16 protein-coding genes are annotated in these 15,679 nt (G+C 71.7%); 11 read left to right on the top strand and 5 right to left on the bottom strand.

Features of this window, described 5'->3' with window-relative positions:
• The first annotated feature begins 60 nt into the window (after positions 1–60).
• Positions 61–711 (top strand): biliverdin-producing heme oxygenase, encoded by a 651-nt coding sequence (locus IEZ27_RS20180; RefSeq protein ID WP_189648654.1) that lies wholly within the window; start codon positions 61–63, stop codon positions 709–711.
• Here the strand turns inward: IEZ27_RS20180 and IEZ27_RS20175 are convergent.
• Genes IEZ27_RS20175 through IEZ27_RS20160 form a run of 4 tightly spaced genes read right to left on the bottom strand, consistent with a single transcriptional unit; the run spans position 708 to position 4,714 of the window.
• A complete protein-coding gene (locus tag IEZ27_RS20175) occupies positions 708–2,708 on the bottom strand; it encodes an APC family permease (RefSeq protein WP_189648653.1) in 2,001 nt (666 codons plus the stop codon). The two genes, IEZ27_RS20180 and IEZ27_RS20175, sit on opposite strands and share 4 nt — an antisense overlap.
• 22 nt (positions 2,709–2,730) lie before the next feature.
• Entirely contained in the window at positions 2,731–3,108 is a 378-nt protein-coding gene (crcB, locus tag IEZ27_RS20170; protein WP_189648652.1) for a fluoride efflux transporter CrcB, read from the bottom strand.
• A complete protein-coding gene (gene crcB / locus IEZ27_RS20165; protein ID WP_189648651.1) occupies positions 3,105–3,497 on the bottom strand; it encodes a fluoride efflux transporter CrcB in 393 nt (130 codons plus the stop codon). The genes crcB (IEZ27_RS20170) and crcB (IEZ27_RS20165) overlap by 4 nt, the downstream gene beginning before the upstream one ends.
• On the bottom strand, positions 3,497–4,714 hold the full coding sequence (locus IEZ27_RS20160) for an ammonium transporter (RefSeq protein WP_189648650.1): 1,218 nt from the start codon (positions 4,712–4,714) through the stop codon (positions 3,497–3,499). The genes crcB (IEZ27_RS20165) and IEZ27_RS20160 overlap by 1 nt, the downstream gene beginning before the upstream one ends.
• Positions 4,715–4,940: 226 nt before the next feature.
• Here IEZ27_RS20160 and IEZ27_RS20155 point away from each other — a divergent pair, with 226 nt between their 5' ends.
• The 9 genes from IEZ27_RS20155 (at position 4,941) to IEZ27_RS20115 (ending at position 12,923) form a co-directional block, all read left to right on the top strand.
• The gene (locus IEZ27_RS20155) at positions 4,941–5,873 is read left to right on the top strand and encodes an urea transporter (protein WP_189648649.1); all 933 of its coding nucleotides are present in this window, start codon (positions 4,941–4,943) and stop codon (positions 5,871–5,873) included.
• 9 nt (positions 5,874–5,882) lie between these two features.
• Positions 5,883–6,188: an urease subunit gamma gene (locus tag IEZ27_RS20150; RefSeq protein ID WP_189648648.1), complete on the top strand. Its 306-nt coding sequence runs from the start codon at positions 5,883–5,885 to the stop codon at positions 6,186–6,188.
• 31 nt (positions 6,189–6,219) lie between these two features.
• Positions 6,220–6,699 (top strand): urease subunit beta, encoded by a 480-nt coding sequence (locus IEZ27_RS55815; RefSeq protein ID WP_125638952.1) that lies wholly within the window; start codon positions 6,220–6,222, stop codon positions 6,697–6,699.
• A gap of 4 nt (positions 6,700–6,703) precedes the next feature.
• A complete protein-coding gene (gene ureC, locus IEZ27_RS20140; RefSeq protein WP_189648647.1) occupies positions 6,704–8,428 on the top strand; it encodes an urease subunit alpha in 1,725 nt (574 codons plus the stop codon).
• Positions 8,425–9,096, top strand: a complete 672-nt coding sequence (locus tag IEZ27_RS20135; RefSeq protein WP_189648646.1) for an urease accessory protein UreF — start codon at positions 8,425–8,427, stop codon at positions 9,094–9,096. The genes ureC and IEZ27_RS20135 overlap by 4 nt, the downstream gene beginning before the upstream one ends.
• A 27-nt stretch (positions 9,097–9,123) precedes the next feature.
• Complete coding sequence (ureG, locus tag IEZ27_RS20130) at positions 9,124–9,804, top strand: urease accessory protein UreG (protein ID WP_189648645.1); 681 nt, start codon at positions 9,124–9,126, stop codon at positions 9,802–9,804.
• Positions 9,786–10,727 carry an urease accessory protein UreD gene (locus IEZ27_RS20125; protein WP_189648644.1) on the top strand — a complete coding sequence of 314 codons (942 nt, stop codon included), beginning with the start codon at positions 9,786–9,788 and terminating at the stop codon, positions 10,725–10,727. The genes ureG and IEZ27_RS20125 overlap by 19 nt, the downstream gene beginning before the upstream one ends.
• 132 nt (positions 10,728–10,859) lie before the next feature.
• Complete coding sequence (locus IEZ27_RS20120; RefSeq protein WP_189648643.1) at positions 10,860–11,459, top strand: TetR/AcrR family transcriptional regulator; 600 nt, start codon at positions 10,860–10,862, stop codon at positions 11,457–11,459.
• 57 nt (positions 11,460–11,516) lie between these two features.
• Complete coding sequence (locus IEZ27_RS20115; RefSeq protein ID WP_189648642.1) at positions 11,517–12,923, top strand: MFS transporter; 1,407 nt, start codon at positions 11,517–11,519, stop codon at positions 12,921–12,923.
• On the opposite strand, the gene IEZ27_RS20110 is transcribed toward IEZ27_RS20115, so the two are convergent.
• Positions 12,913–14,142, bottom strand: coding sequence for a cytochrome P450 (locus tag IEZ27_RS20110; RefSeq protein ID WP_189648641.1), 1,230 nt, complete (start codon positions 14,140–14,142; stop codon positions 12,913–12,915). The two genes, IEZ27_RS20115 and IEZ27_RS20110, sit on opposite strands and share 11 nt — an antisense overlap.
• 136 nt (positions 14,143–14,278) lie before the next feature.
• Between IEZ27_RS20110 and IEZ27_RS20105 the strand changes: the two genes are divergently transcribed.
• Positions 14,279–15,658 carry an FG-GAP and VCBS repeat-containing protein gene (locus IEZ27_RS20105; RefSeq protein ID WP_189648640.1) on the top strand — a complete coding sequence of 460 codons (1,380 nt, stop codon included), beginning with the start codon at positions 14,279–14,281 and terminating at the stop codon, positions 15,656–15,658.
• Positions 15,659–15,679 lie beyond the last annotated feature (21 nt).

The following is a 15,679-nucleotide window of genomic DNA, read 5'->3' as shown; positions in this document are numbered from 1 at the left end:
GCGACCTCCAAGGGTTTGTGACACTGTGTCAGAAACGTACCCGCGAGTTGAGGAAGTGTTGTGACGACGTCGTTCTCCGCGACCCTGAGGGCCGCCACCTGGGGCGATCACGAGTCGGCCGAGTCCGAGGGCTACCTCGCCGAGCTCATGGGCGGCCGGTTGAGCGAGCACGAGTACGGCGAGATGGTCGCCCAGCACTACTTCGCCTACCTCGCCCTCGACGGGGTGTCCAAGGAACTGGCCGGCCACCCGGTCGCGGGCCGGTTCGTCTTCCCCGAGCTCTACCGCGAGCCCGCCCTCGAACGCGACCTGGCCACGATCTACGGCCCCGCCTGGCGCGAGCGCGTCGCCCCCTCCAAGGCCACCAGGACCCTCCAGGCCAGGATCCACCAGATGACCGACTGGCCCGGCGGCTACATCGCCCACCACTACACCCGTTACCTCGGCGACCTCTCCGGCGGCCAGTTCATCCGCATGGAGCTGCAGAAGATCTTCGGCTACCGGCCCGGCGGCGGCGTCGACTTCTACATCTTCGACGAGGTGGGCAGCCTGCCCCGGTTCAAGGACGACTACCGCGCCCGCCTCGACGCGCTCGGCGCGGAGCTGGACGAGCGCGAGCAGCGGCGGATCATCGGCGAGGTGCGGCTGGCCTACCAGCTCAACACCGAGGTCCTGGCCGAGCTGATGCACGTGGTCAGGGCCGCCGCCTAGTCCTCGACCGGCGTCCCCGCCTGGTCCCCGTCGTCGGCCGGCTGCCTGGCCAGGACGGCGAGGCGGGTGGCGTCGCGGGGCTGCCGTTCGGCCCGGAGCTCGCCCGAGGCCAGCCGGTACGGCACCAGGGTGACCAGCACGCCGGGAACCAGCAGCAGCCGGTCCCGCAGCCGCGCGGTCAGCCGGTTGTGCAGGGCCGGCTCCCACCATCGGCCGGTCACGTAGTCGACGATGTAGACGGTCACGATCTGGCCGGGGTGCAGCGCCAGCCAGTCCCGTACGTGCCGCAGGGCCGGGCCCACGCTGGTCCGGTACGGCGAGTCGATCATCGTCAGCGGCACGGAGGAGGGCGCGTAGCGCTCCCACCCCTCGCGCAGTTCGCGGCTGACGTTCTCGTCGGTGCACACGTGCACGGCCTCCAGCCCGGCCGGGCGGGTGGCCGCTGCGTAGGCGACCGCCTGGAGCGCGGGGCTGCCCAGCCGGGACACCAGCACCATGGCGTGCGCGCCGCCGGGCAGCTCGACGGGCGTGTCCGGCGTGGTCGCCGCCCGTACCTGGTCGTAGTGCCGCCTGATGCCCTTCATGAGGGCGAACAGCCCGGGGATGGCCAGGCAGACGAGCCAGGCGCCGTTCGCGAACTTGGTGATCAGGACGATCACCAGGACCGCGGCGGTCACCGTCGCGCCGAGCGCGTTGACGGCTTGGCGCCGCCGCACGCCGGGGGTGCGCGGGCCGGTGCGCTGCCAGTGGCGCACCATGCCGGCCTGGCTCAGCGTGAAGGAGATGAAGACGCCGATGATGTAGAGCTGGATGAGCCGGGAACTGTTGGCCTCGAAGACGACGAGCAGCACGGCCGCCGCCGTGGCGAGCAGCAGGATGCCGTTGCTGAAGACGAGCCGGTCGCCGCGTTTGTGGAGCTGGTTGGACAGGTAGGAGTCGGCGGACAGGATCGAGGCCAGCATGGGGAAGCCGTTGTAGGCGGTGTTGGCGGCCATGATCAGGATCGCCGCGGTGCTGGCCTGGAGGAGGGCGTACAGGAAGCCGTGGCCGAGCACCGCCTCGCCGATCTGGGCGAGCGCGGTGGGCTCGACGTACCCGGCGGGCATGCCGGCGAGCCTGCCGGGGTGGTCGGGGTCGGTCATCCGTACGTGGGTGAGCAGGGCCAGCACGGTGATGCCGGAGAACATGGTGATCGACAACACGCCCATGATGGCCAGCGTGTCGGCCGCGTTCCTGCTCTTGGGCCGGCGGAAGGCGGGCACGCCGTTGCTGACCGCCTCCACCCCGGTCAGCGCCGTGCAGCCGGAGGCGAACGCGCGCAGCACCAGGAAGACGGCCACCACGCCGACGGGCTGGTAGAGCGGTTCGATGGTGAAGTCGGCGCTGACCGCTCGGGGCCGCTCGCCGGACAGCAGCCGCCAGGCCGCGGCCAGGAACAACACGTAGACCGAGCCGATGAAGGCGTAGGTGGGCACCGCGAAGCCGCGGCCGGACTCGCGGCTGCCGCGCAGGTTGGCCAGGGTGAGCAGCACGATGCACAACACGCTCAGCGCCACCGACCAGCGCTCCAGGCCGGGCGCGTAGGAGGTGATGGCGTCCACGCCCGCGGCGACCGAGACGGCGACGGTCAGCACGTAGTCGACCAGCAGCGCGCTGGCCGCGACCAGGCTGGCGTTGACGCCCAGGTTCTCCCGGCTGACGACGTACGCGCCGCCGCCGCCCGGGTAGGCGTAGCAGGTCTGCCGGTAGGACACGATGATGATCACCAGCATGGCCACGATGGCCAGCGCGATCCAGCCGGTCACGTGCAGCAGGGCGAGCCCGCCCAGGGTGAGGGCCATGATGATCTGCTCGGTCGCGTACGCCACCGACGAGATCGGGTCGCTGCAGAAGACGGGCAGCGCCAGCCGTTTGGGCAGCAACTGCCGCTCCAGGCTCTTGGTCCGCAGCGGCCGGCCGACCAGGGTCCGCTTCACCCGCTCCCAGGGGGTGGTCATGGGCGTTCCAGCCTCCTTCCGGTCAGCCGGCGAGTGCCCTGCCGAGCAGGTAGCCGAGGCTGACGACGGCCAGGCCGAGCACGAGGTTCATGGCGATGTTGGCCAGCGCCCTGCCGGTGGACCCGGCGGCCAGCATCTTCCAGGTGTCGGTGCTGAACGTGCTGAACGTGGTGAGCGCGCCGCAGAACCCGGTGCCCACCAGCGACAACACGACCGCCGGCAGCATGCCGCGCGAGGCGATCCCCATCAGCACGCCGAGGATGGCCGAGCCGATGACGTTGACGGCCAGCGTGCCCCAGGGCATCGCCTTGCCGGCCCCTTTGGTCACGGCGGCGTCCACGAGGTAGCGGGCGGGCGCGCCGATCAGGCCGCCGACGAACACGACGAGGACGAGGATCATCGCCGGCCCCCCAGCGTGAGACCCGCCCAGACGGCCAGCAGGCCCAGGACGACGCTGAGCACGAGGTAGACCGCGGCCCAGCCGGCGGTGCCGTCCACGGTCAGCTCGCGGACGCCGTCCACCAGGTGGGAGAAGGTGGTGAAGCCGCCCAGGAAGCCGGTGCCGAGCAGCGCCTTGACCGGCATGCGGTGCAGCGGGTGCCGGGTCAGCTCGCCGGTGAGCAGGCCCATCAGCAGGCAGCCGACGACGTTGACCACCAGCGTGGGCCAGGGCAGCGGGTGGTCGGCGCCCATGAGGGTCTGGGTGAGCAGGTGCCGGGCGACCGCGCCGATCCCGCCGCCCACGGCGATGAGGGTGAGCGCGCGGGCCGGATGCCGCGGCTCGGCCATCATTCCTCCGTCCCGAGCTGGACGTCGGTGCCGGCGAGCTGCTCGGCCTCGGTCTCGCGCATCCGGCAGAGCCGGTCCACGACCCGGCCGATCAGGTAGGTGACGATGAAGGAGTAGAGCGCGACCACGATGATCGCGGCGAGCTGCTTGAGCAGCACCTGGATCGAGCCGCCGTAGAACAGGCCCTTGGTCGTGCTGGCGCCGACGCCGGTGGCGAGCAGGCCGATGAGGGCCGTGCCGACGATGCCGCCCGCGCCGTGCACGCCGACGACGTCCAGGGTGTCGTCGTAGCCGAGGACGAGCTTCCAGGTCACGGCGAACGACACCACGACGGCGGCCACGATGCCGATGATCAGGGCGCCCTCGGAGTTGACGTAGGCGCAGGACGGCGTGATGGCGACCAGCCCGGCCAGCGCGCCGGTGGCCGAGCCGAGCCGGGTGAAGTGCCGGTACCGGAACCATTCGATGACGAGCCAGGTGAGCATCCCGGCCGAGCCGGCGATCATGGTGGTCAGGAAGGCGTTGACGGCGATGCTCCCGTCGGCCATGGCCGAGCCGCCGTTGAAGCCGAACCAGCCGAACCACAGCAGGCCGAGGCCGAGCATGACGAACGGGACGTTGCTCGGCTGGGGCGGCTCCTTCCTGCGGAACCGTACGCCGGGGCCGAGCGCGAGGGCGAGGGCGAGGCCGGCCATGCCGGAGTTCAGCTCGACGACCAGGCCGCCGGCGAAGTCGAGCACGCCCCACTTGCTGATCCAGCCCTGCCGGTCGAACACCCAGTGGGCGACCGGGAAGTACACCAGTGTCACCCACACGACGGAGAACACGATCCACGGCCCGAGCCGGGTCCGGCCGGCCACGGACCCGCTGATCAGGGCCACCGTGATGATGGCGAAGGTGAGCTGGAACAGCGCGAAGGCGTAGGTGGGGACCCGGCCGTGCAGCATCGTGGGCGCGATGTCGGCGAAGCGCAGGTCGCCGAAGCCGATCACGCCGGCGCCGCCGACGTCGGGGCCGAAGACCAGGCCGTACCCGTAGCCGAACCACAGGATCGTCACCAGGGCGATCGAGACGAAGCTCATGAAGAGCATGCTGAGCACGTTCTGGGCGCGGACCATGCCGCCGTAGAAGAAGGCCAGCCCGGGGGTCATGAGCAGCACCATGGCGGCGCTCACGAGCACCCAGGCGGAGTCCCCGGTGTTGAGCCCTGGCGGCATCGCGCGACCTCGCTTCCTGTTCCCCACCAGAGATGATCGGCCGGAGCGGGAGCAAAACGCCCTGGTCACACGCCTTTGCCGGGCCTGTTCATTGTTGAGGCACTCTTAGTCTTCGACGGCATTCGCAAAGAATGTCCATGAACCTGCCGCCGCCGCGTGGCCCGCCGGCCGCTGGGGAATGTTGCCGCTCGTCGAACCCGATTCCCGGCGAGAGAGGCAGGCGGACATGCGCGCCGAGGTGCCCGACCTGCCGCTCGCCACGCTGCGCGGGGTCGGTCAGGTCGATCTGCAGAACAACATCTGGACCTCGGCCTGCTTCGTCGTCGCGCTGCTCGCCGCCGGATGGCGGTTCGCGCTCTTCGGCCTGCTCGGCGCCGCCGTGGGCACGGCCGCTGCCTGGTTCCTCGGCGCGGCGCGGGAGAGCGTCACCACGGGGCTCGAAGGATTCAACGGGACGCTGATCGGCGTCGCGCTGGTGTTGTACTTCGAGGCCCGCTGGATCACGGTGCTGCTGGTCGTCGTCGGCGCGATCATGGGCAGCGTCCTGACGTCGGCGCTCAAGACACTGCTCGGGCCGCACGACCTGCCGGGGCTCACCGCGCCGTTCTGCGTGGTGGCCACGATCATGGTGGTCGGCGGCCCGTCCTACGAGCGGGTCTGGCGGGGGCACACGCTGGCGGTGCCGCCGTCGGCCACCTCCCCGGGGACCACGGTGACCTTCACCGACCTGTGGCAGGGCCTGCTCAACGGCGTCGGCCAGATCTTCTTCCAGGGCAAGTGGTACGTCGGGCTGATCTTCCTGATCGGCCTGGCGATCGCCGGATGGCGGGTGGCGCTGGCCGCGGTGGCCTCCAGCGCCGCCGGGATCCTGGTGGCCGTCCTGCTCGGGGCGCCCGCCGCCGACATCGGCGCCGGCCTGTACGGCTACAACGCGGTGCTCACCGGCATCGCCCTGTGCGGCACGTTCGTCGCCCCGACCACCCTCGGGCTGCTGTACGCCCTGGCCGGCGTGGTGTCGGCGACCGTGTTGACGGCGTTCGTCGGCCACCTGTTCGAGCCGGTCGGCGGGCACACCCTGACCTGGCCGTTCGTCCTGGTCACCTGGATCTTCCTGGCGGCGGTCCCGGCGTTCTCCGGCGTCCGGCGCGCTTCCACCTAAGGAGAGCTCATGAACCTCGCACCACGCGAACTGGACAAGCTGCTGATCTACGTGGTCGCCGACCTGGCCGCCAAGCGCCGCGCCCGCGGGCTCAAGCTGAACTACAGCGAGGCGGTGTCGCTGATCAGCGTCGCGGTCCTGGAGGCCGCCCGCGACGGCAGGACCGTGGCCGAGTGCATGGAGCTCGGCAAGCAGGTGCTCGGCGCCGGGGACGTCATGCCCGGGGTGCGCGAAATGCTCAAGCTGATGCAGGTCGAGGCGTCGTTCAAGGACGGCTCCAAGCTCGTTTCCTGCCACGACCCCATCGGCGGCTGACACCGTCTCGACCAGAAAGGAGCGGTTCGACATGACGGACACGGACCGGATCATGTATGGGGACGACCCGATCGAGATCAACGCCGGCCGCGCCTCGGTCACCCTGACCGTGCGCAACACCGGGGACCGGGCCATCCAGGTGGGTTCGCACTTCCATTTCTTCGAGGCGAACCGGGCGCTCAGCTTCGACCGCGAGAAGGCGTACGGCATGCATCTCGACATCCCGGCCGGGACCGCCGTACGCATCGAGCCGGGTGACACCCACCAGGTCAACCTGGTCGAATTCGCCGGCGGCATGCGCGTCGTCGGCTTCGCGGGCCTGGTGGACGGCGGCCTGCGGGCCAGGGACAGCCGTACGCACGCGCTGCTGCGCCTGGCCGAGCTGGGCTACTCCGACCAGCCCGAGCCCTCGGCCACCGTCCGCGCACCGGGCGAGGAGAAGCCGGCGAAGAAGGCGCCCGCCAGGAAGGCCGCCGCGAAGAAGCCGGCCGCCAGGAAGAAGAAGGCCTGAACCGATGAGCACGATGAACCGCAAGCAGTACGTGTCCATGTTCGGCCCCACCGTGGGCGACCGGGTCCGGCTGGCCGACACCAACCTGGTGATCGAGATCGAGAAGGACCACTCGGCCGGCTACTACGGCGACGAGGCCGTCTACGGCGGCGGCAAGACCGCCCGCGACGGCATGGCGTCCGACCCCGGCTCCCAGAACGCCACGATCGCGCTCGACCTGGTGATCACCAACGCGGTCGTCCTGGACCCGGTGCTCGGCGTCGTCAAGGGCGACATCGGCATCAAGGACGGCCGGATCGTCGGGATCGGCAAGGCGGGCAACCCGCACACCCAGAACGGCGTGGACCGCCGGCTGGTCATCGGCGCCGGGACCGAGGTGCTGGCGGGCGAGAACATGATCGCCACCCCGGGGGCCATCGACCCGCACGTGCACCTGATCGCGCCGCAGCAGGCCCAGGCCGCGCTCACCAACGGCATCACGACGCTGATCGGCGGCGGCACCGGCCCCACCGACGGCACCCGTGGCACCACCTGCACGCCCGGCCCGTGGAACATCGGCCGCATGTTGCAGGCCGTCGAGGCGCTGCCGGTCAACATCGGCATCATGGCCAAGGGCAACGCGAGCCTGCCCGCCGCGCTCGCCGAGCAGATCGAGGCCGGGGCGTGCGCGCTGAAGGTGCACGAGGACTGGGGCTCCACCCCGGCGGTGGTGGACTGCGCGCTGCGGGTGGCCGACGAGTTCGACGTCCAGGTGGCGCTGCACGCCGACAGCCTCAACGAGGCCGGCTATCTGGAGGACACGATCAGCGCCATCAACGGCCGCGCGATCCACACCTTCCACACCGAGGGCGCGGGCGGCGGGCACGCGCCGGACATGATCCGCATCGCCGGCGAGCCGAACGCGCTGCCGTCCTCGACGAACCCGACGCTGCCGTACACGATCAACTCGGCGGACGAGCTGCTGGACATGGTGATGGTCTGCCACCACCTCAACCACGACATCCCCGAGGACGTCTCCTTCGCCGACAGCCGGGTGCGGGTGGAGACCATCGCCGCCGAGACCGTGTTGCAGGACATGGGCGTGATCAGCATGTTCTCCTCCGACTCCCAGGCGATGGGCCGGGTCGGGGAGACCTTCACCCGCGCCTTCCAGACCGCCCACCACTGCAAGGACCAGCGCGGCAGGCTGCCGGAGGACTCCGAGCGCAACGACAACGCCCGGGTGCTGCGCTACCTGGCCAAGCTGACCATCAACCCGGCCCGTACGACCGGCATCGCCGAGACCGTCGGCTCGCTGGAGGACGGCAAGCTGGCCGACATCGTGTTGTGGCCGTTCACCTCGTTCGCCGCCAAGCCCGCCCTCGTGGTCAAGGGCGGCCTGATCAACTGGTCGCAGATGGGCGACCCGAACGCCTCGCTGCCCACGCCGCAGCCCGTCTACTACCGGCCGATGTACGGCGCGATGGGGATGGCCCAGCGCAAGAGCAACGTGACGTTCCTGCCGGACGTCGCCATCGCCGCCGGGGTGCCGGAGCGGCTCGGCCTGCAACGGCTGATCGCCAAGGTGCGCCACACCCGTACGGTGGACAAGCGGCACATGATCCGCAACAACGCGCTGCCGAAGATCACCGTGGACCCGGAGACGTTCAAGGTCACGGTGGACGGCGAGCACGCGACGATCGCGCCGGCGCAGGAGCTGCCGCTGAACCACCTGTTCTTCCTGGCATGAGCCTGCTCGCCCAGCTCCAGCTCACCGACTCGGCCTTCCCGGGCGGCCTCTACACGCTCTCGCACGGGCTGGAGGCGTACGCGCAGGCCGGTCCGGTGGACGTCACCGCGCTGCTGGAGGACCTGCTGCTGCACGCGGCGGGTCCGGGCGACGCCACCGCGCTGGTGCTGGTGCACCGGGCGGTGACGGCGGGCGACTGGGACGCGGTCGTGGAGGTCGACCGGCGGCTGCACGCCGTCAAGCTCGGCCGGGAGATCCGGGCCGCGGCCACCAGGACCGGCAACCAGGTCCTGCGGACGGCCGCCCTGGTCTTCGCGACGCCGGAGCTGGCACGCCTGTCGGAGCTGGTCGAGGCCAGGACGACCCCGGGCAACCACGCCGTCGTGCTCGGCACGGCCTACGCCGGGCTCGGCGTCCCGGAGGGCGACGCGGTGACCGGCGACCTGTACGCCTTCGCCGCGAGCTGGGTCAGCGCCGCCGTACGACTGCGCCGGCTGGACTTCCGGCAGGCCCAGGCCACCCTGCACGGCGCGGCCGGCGCGATCGGGCGGGCCGCCGCGCACGCCCTGGCCGCCCGCGGCCCGCTCGACCTGCACGCCGCCACGCCGCTCGCGGACACGATGAGCGCCGCCCACGAACGGGCCGAGGCCCGGCTGTTCGCCACCTGAGAAAGACCCGAGGAAGAGGGCATCCGCATGCACCAGCACCACCACCCGCACACCACCGTGAGCGGGCCCACGGGCACCGCCCTGGACCACGTCTTCAAGATCGGCGTCGGCGGCCCGGTCGGGTCCGGCAAGACCGCGCTCATCGAGGCGCTGGTGCCCATCCTGCTCGAACGCGGCCGCGACGTGGCCGTCATCACCAACGACATCTACACCCAGGAGGACGCCGAGCACGTCCGGCGCACCCTGGACGGCGTGCTGGACCCCGCCCGGGTCGTGGGCGTCGAGACCGGCTCCTGCCCGCACACCGCCGTGCGCGACGACCCGACGATGAACCTGGCCGCCGGGGCCGAGCTGCTGGAACGTTTCCCCGACATCGACACCCTGCTGTACGAGAGCGGCGGCGACAACCTGACCCTCACCTTCAGCCCCGCCCTGGCCGACGTGTACGTGTTCGTCCTCGACACCGGCGAGGGCGACAAGATGCCGCGCAAGCGGGGGCCCGGCATCACCGACTCCGACCTGCTCGTCATCAACAAGATCGACATCGCCCCGTACGTGCGGGCCGACCTGGAGGTCATGGCGCGCGACGCCGACCGGGTCCGCCAGGGCCGGCCGGTCATCCTGACCGACTCCCTGAAGGGGACCGGCGTGCCCGAGGTGGCCGACTTCGTGCTCAGCGGCAGACCGGCATGCTCGCCGGCCCGGTAGACCGGCTGGCCGCCGGCCACTACACGATCGACTCGATCCCGGCGGACGTGGCCCGGCACGCCGGCGTGCCCGACACCCTGCCGGTGGGCAGCCCGGGCAAGGTCGGCGTGCTGGAGCTGGCCTTCGAGCGGCGCGGCGGGCGTACCGAGCTGACCGGCCACTACCAGAAGGCGCCGCTGCAGATCATGCGGCCGCACTACTACGACGCGGCCCGGCCCGACCTGCCGTACGTGATCGTGATGTCCACCGGCGGCGGGGTGCTCCAGGCGGACCGTCTCCGCCTCGACCTGACCTGCGGCCCCGGGGCGGCCGTGCACGTGACCACGCAGGCGGCCACCAAGCTCTACCGGATGGAGCAGGACTACGCCACCCAGCTCGTGTCCATCGCCGTGGAGCGGGACGGCTACCTGGAGTACCTGCCGGATCCGGTGATCCCGTTCGCCGGGTCCCGCTTCTACCAGCGGACCCGGGTGAGCGCGGGGCCAGGGGCGACGGTGATCCTCGGCGAGACCGTGATGGCCGGGCGGCTGGCCCGCGGCGAGCGGCACGCGTACACCGCGTTCTGCACCGACCTGGACGTCCACGGCGCCGACGGCGGGCTGCTGTTCGCCGACCCGATCAGGCTCGTGCCGGAACGGGCGCCGGTCACCGGCCCGGCCATGTTCGGCGGCCACGGCGTGTTGTCCACCCTGTACGTGATCACCTCCGCCGTGCCCGCCGACGAGCTGGCCGGGACGCTGCACGAGACGGCGGTCGGCAGCGGGCTGGCGGGCGGGGCCAGCACCCTGCCCAACGGCGCGGGCGCCTGGGTACGACTGCTCGGCCCGGAGTCGCCGCCCGTACTCGCCACCCTGGAGCGCCTGTGGGACCTCGCGCGCCGCGCCGTCACCGGCGCCCCGGCCCCGGACCGCCGCAAACCCTGACCCCCCGATCCTTTCGCCGGGCCTTCCGACGGGCCTGCCGGGACCGGCTCCGGGGCGGGTTCCGGGCCGTGGGCGCGGGCCTGCGGTGGCCGTCGCGGGCACGGGCGGGAGGATCCGGCCTACCATGGGCCCATGCCCCGCATCTCGGCCGCCACGATCGGCGAGCATCGTGCCCAGACGCGCGACCGCATCCTTCAGGCCGTCTCGCGCCTGTCCAGGGCCCAGGGCATCGACGCCATCTCCCTGACCGACGTGGCCCACGAGGCCGGCATCACCCGCACGGTCCTCTACAACTACTTCCCCGACAAGGCCGCGCTGCTGCTGGCCTTCACCGAGCGCGTGACCAGCTACTTCATCGAGAGCTACAAGCGGGAGCTGCCCGAGGAGGCCTCGCCCGCCGACCGGCTGCGCGCCTTCGTCCGGCTCCAGCTCGCGGGGCTGCTCGCCCACCCCCACCCGGGCGCGGCCGACCTCGGCGCGGCGCTCGGACCCGACGCCTACCAGCAGCTCGCCGAGCACGTCGCGCCCATGCAGCGGGTGCTGGTGGAGATCCTCGACAGCGGGGCGGAGTCGGGCGACTTCCAGGTTGCCGAGGTGGGGGCGACGGCCCGGATGGTGCTGGCCGTGATCGGGGCCGAGCGGGTGCCGCTGATCAGCGGCGAGGTCACGCCCGAGCAGGCCGAGGCGGCGGTGTCGGGTTTCGTGTTGCGGGCCCTCGGCGCCCGCCCGTAGGGCGCGAACGCCGGGGTGGCCGCCGGAGGGCGGCGGAACCGGTGACAAGATTGCCATATGGAGCAGAACGGTCACATCCAGGTCAAGTCCGCACGAGGGCGATGGATCCTGAGCGCGACCGTGCTCGGGTCGGGGCTGGCCCTGCTCGACAGCACCGTGGTCAACGTCGCGCTGCCCTTCCTGGGCAAGGAGCTGAACGCGGCCATGGACGGCCTGCAGTGGACCGTCAACGCCTACACACTCACGCTGGCCGGCCTGATCCTGCTGGGCGGCTCGCTGGGTGACCGCTACGGGCGGCGCAAGATCTTCCTCATCGGCACGGTGTGGTTCGCCGTGGCCTCGGCGCTGTGCGGCCTGTCGCCGAACATCGAGTTCCTCATCGGGGCGCGCGCGTTGCAGGGCATCGGCGGCGCGCTGCTCACGCCGGGGTCGCTGGCCATCATCCAGGCGTCGTTCGTCAAGCAGGACCGGCCGCGGGCCGTCGGGGTGTGGTCCGGGCTCGGGGGCGTGGCCAGCGCGATCGGGCCGCTGCTCGGCGGCTGGCTGGTGCAGACGGCGGGCTGGCGGTGGGCGTTCCTGATCAATCTGCCGTTCGCGCTGCTCGTGGTGCTGGTCACGCTGCGGCACGTGCCGGAGAGCCGGGACGAGCAGGCGGCCGGGCGCTTCGACGTGCTCGGCTCGGTGCTGGCCGCGCTGGCGCTGGCCGGGATCACGTACGGGCTGATCGAGAGGGGCGCGCCGGTGCCGCTGATCGCGGGCGCGCTGCTCGGGGTGGCGTTCGTGGTGACCGAGCGGCGCAGGTCGCCCGACGCGCTGGTGCCGGTCGCCATCTTCAGGAACCACGTCTTCACGGCGGTCAACGTCGTCACGCTCATCATGTACGCCGCCATGGGCGTGGTGTTCTTCCTGCTGGTGATCCAGCTCCAGGTGGTGTCCGGGTTCTCGCCCATCGCGGCGGGGCTGTCGATGTTGCCGACGACGATCCTCATGATGTTGTTGTCGTCGAGGGCCGGGGAGACGGCCCGGCGGTTCGGGCCACGCTGGCCGATGACGCTGGGGATCCTGCTGGCGGGGGCCGGGTTCGTGCTGATGAGCATGATCGGCCCGCACGCCTCCTACCCGCTGCTGGTGCTGCCCGCGGTGACCGTCTTCGGGCTGGGCCTGTCGGCGGCGGTCGCGCCGCTGACCGCGACGGTGCTGGCCACGGCCGACGAGCGGTACGCCGGCACGGCCAGCGGCGTCAACAACGCCGTGGCGCGCACCGGCAGCCTGCTGGCGGTGGCCGCCGTGCCGCCGCTGGTCGGGCTGGTGGGCGACGCGTTCGAGAACCCGCCGGTGTTCAACGCCGGGTTCCGGTCGGCCATGCTGATCAGCGCCGTGATGATGGCGGTCGCCGCGGCCATCACCTTCTTCACCATCAGGACGAACGTGCTGGCCGGAGAGCCCGAAGCCGTCAGTACGTGAACGCCTGGCCGCGCACGCTGTTGTCGAAGTTGGACAGCAGCAGGTCGGGCTCGCCCACCGAGCGGATGCCGGGCAGCCTGGTCAGCAGCTCCCTGAACATCGTGCGCATCTCCTGCCTGGCCAGGTTGGCGCCCAGGCAGAAGTGCGGGCCCGGCCCGCCGAACCCGACGTGGGGCTTGGTGTCGCGGGTGATGTCGAACGTGTCGGGGTCGGGGAAGACCGACTCGTCCCGGTTGGCGGAGCCGTAGAAGAGCACGACCTTGTCGCCCTGCTTCAGCTCCAGCCCGCGCAGCGTGTAGTCCTCGGTGACCGTGCGGCGGAACTGCATGATGGGCGAGACGTAGCGGACCATCTCCTCGATCGCGCCGTTGATGTGGGCGTCGAAGTCGGCGGTCAGCAGCTCGCGCTGGGCCGGGTTCTCCGTCAGCAGCCGGATGCCGTGGGCCATGGTGTTGCGGGCGGTCTCGTTGCCCGCGACCAGCAGCAGCGAGAAGAACGAGCCCAGCTCCTTGTCGGTCAGCTTCTCGCCGTCGGGGTTGGCGTTGACCAGGAGCGAGACCAGGTCGCCCTTGGGCTCGGCGACGCGCTCGTGGCCGAGCTTGATGACCATGCGCTGCAGGGCCAGCAGGGCCAGCATGTTCTGGCCGGCCATCTGGACGCTGCGGGCCAGGCTCGGGCGTACGCCGGTGTAGGCGGTGGAGATGTCGACGTGCTGGTGGACCTTGGCGCGCAGCTCCTGCGGGATGTCGAGCATGTCGCAGATGACGTGGATGGGCAGCCGGGCGGCCACCTGCGCGACGAAGTCGCGGGGGCCCTCGGCGACCACGTCGTCGACGATGCGGGCGCAGGCGGCCTCGATGTCGCCCTGGAGGCCCGCGAGCATCTTGGGGCTGAACGAGCGCGTCACGATGCGGCGCAGGCGGGCGTGGCGGGGGTCGTCCATGTTGACCATGGACTCGCCGAACACCTGCTTGACCCAGCCGGGCGGCTCCGGGTTGGTCACGGCGGGCTCGCTGGAGAAGATCTTGGCGTTGCGGCTGGCCTCGACGACGTCCGCGTGGCGGACGAGGGCGTAGAAGCCCTTGCCGGAGCGGAGGAGGGGCACCTTCTTCTCCGGGAAGAACACCGGGTGCTCCAGTTGCCGGAGCCGGGCGAAGGCCTCGTTCCGTTCTTTGAGCGGTTTGCGCCAGAAGTCCAGATCAGCGAGGTCGATGTCCACCCGTCTATCCTGGCACGTTCCCGCCGCCGGGCGGACGGGTCGAAAGTCCCTTCCGAAGCGGATGTGCATCATGCCCTCCTGGCCCGTTCTCGTGGTGTTAAGTCCGGGTTCGACCTGGACGGACATGACTGTCCGTATGAACGCGTTGCTCGCCGTCTGCCTGGTCGTCCCCCTCGTCTCCGGCACCGGACCCGCCGCCGCGCGCGCGTGCGGCGGGCACCCCCTCGACTTCGACGGCGACGGCCGCGCCGACCTCGCCGTCGCCGCCCCGTACGACGACTCCAGGGCCGGCTCGGTCACCGTCATGTACGGATCGGGCCGGACCGTCAAGCTCACCCAGCCCGGCGCGGAACCCGGGGACTCCTTCGGCTCGGCGCTGGCCGTGGGCGACTTCAACGGCGACCGCTGCGCCGATCTGGCGGTCGGCGTGTCGGAGGAGTTCACCGGGGCGCGGGTGCCGGGCGCGGACGGCAACGGCGTCGTGCAGATCTTCGACGGCTCCCCCGGCGGCCTGGTGGCGGGGAAGGAGCTGGCGCCGGCCAGGCGGGGCAGCGACCGGTTCGGCGCGGCGCTGGCAGCCGGGGACTTCGACGGCGACGGCGTGGACGAGCTGGCCGTGGGCTCGCCCAGCCATGCCTCGGGCGGGGCGGTCACCGTCTATGGGATGAAGGGGCGGAAGGCGTACCAGATCAGTCAGAAGACGCGGTGGGTGCGGCAGGCGGCGAACGTCACCGACCAGTGGGGCGCGGCGCTCGCGGCCGGGGACTTCGACGGCGACGGCAAGGACGAGCTGGCCGTCGGCGCGCCCGCCGACAGCGCGCCCCTGGACGGCCAGGGCTCGGTGACCGTGCTCGACCCGCGCGCCCGCCGGGCCCGGCAGCTCACGCAGAGCGCGCCCGGGATCGCCGGCGCCTCGGAGAAGTGGGACGCCTTCGGCGCCGCGCTGGCCGTGGGCGACTTCAACGGCGACGGACGCGACGACCTGGCGATCGGCGTCCCCGGCGAGGGCCTCAGCGAGAACCAGCGGGCCATGGACTACGGCGACGGCACCGTGGACGTCCTGTACGGCTCGCGCGCCGGCCTGCGCACCCACGGGAGCGAGGCGTGGTCGCAACGTTCACTGAAGGGCGAGCCGCGCTACTACGACCGGTTCGGCGCGGCGCTGGCCGCCGGGGACTTCACCGGCGACGGCCGGGACGAGCTGGCCATCGGGGTGCCCGGCGAGCACGCCGTCCAGGTGCTCCAGGGACGCGCGTCGGGCGGACTGACCCGGGTGGGGAACCTGCTGATCAAGGGCAAGGGACGCGATTTCGGCGCCTCGCTGGCCGCGCTGCCCGGCTGGGGCGGCCGCTACCGCACGCTGAACGCCGCACGCCCCCTGTACGGGCTCATGGTCGCCGCCCCCGACCAGGGCCTGGTCATGTACGCCCCCGGCGTCCGCGAGTCGGGCCTGCGCCTCGGCCGCCTCCGCGAGCTCTCCAAGGGCACCGGCCTGTACGGCTACACCTTCGGCTGACCCCCACCAGGCCCCCGCGCG

The sequence above is a fragment of the Nonomuraea spiralis genome (assembly GCF_014648435.1).
GTDB classification, from domain to species: domain Bacteria; phylum Actinomycetota; class Actinomycetes; order Streptosporangiales; family Streptosporangiaceae; genus Nonomuraea; species Nonomuraea spiralis.
The sequence above is the reverse complement of the archived record's forward strand: the minus strand, read 5'-3'. Positions and strand labels throughout refer to the sequence as shown.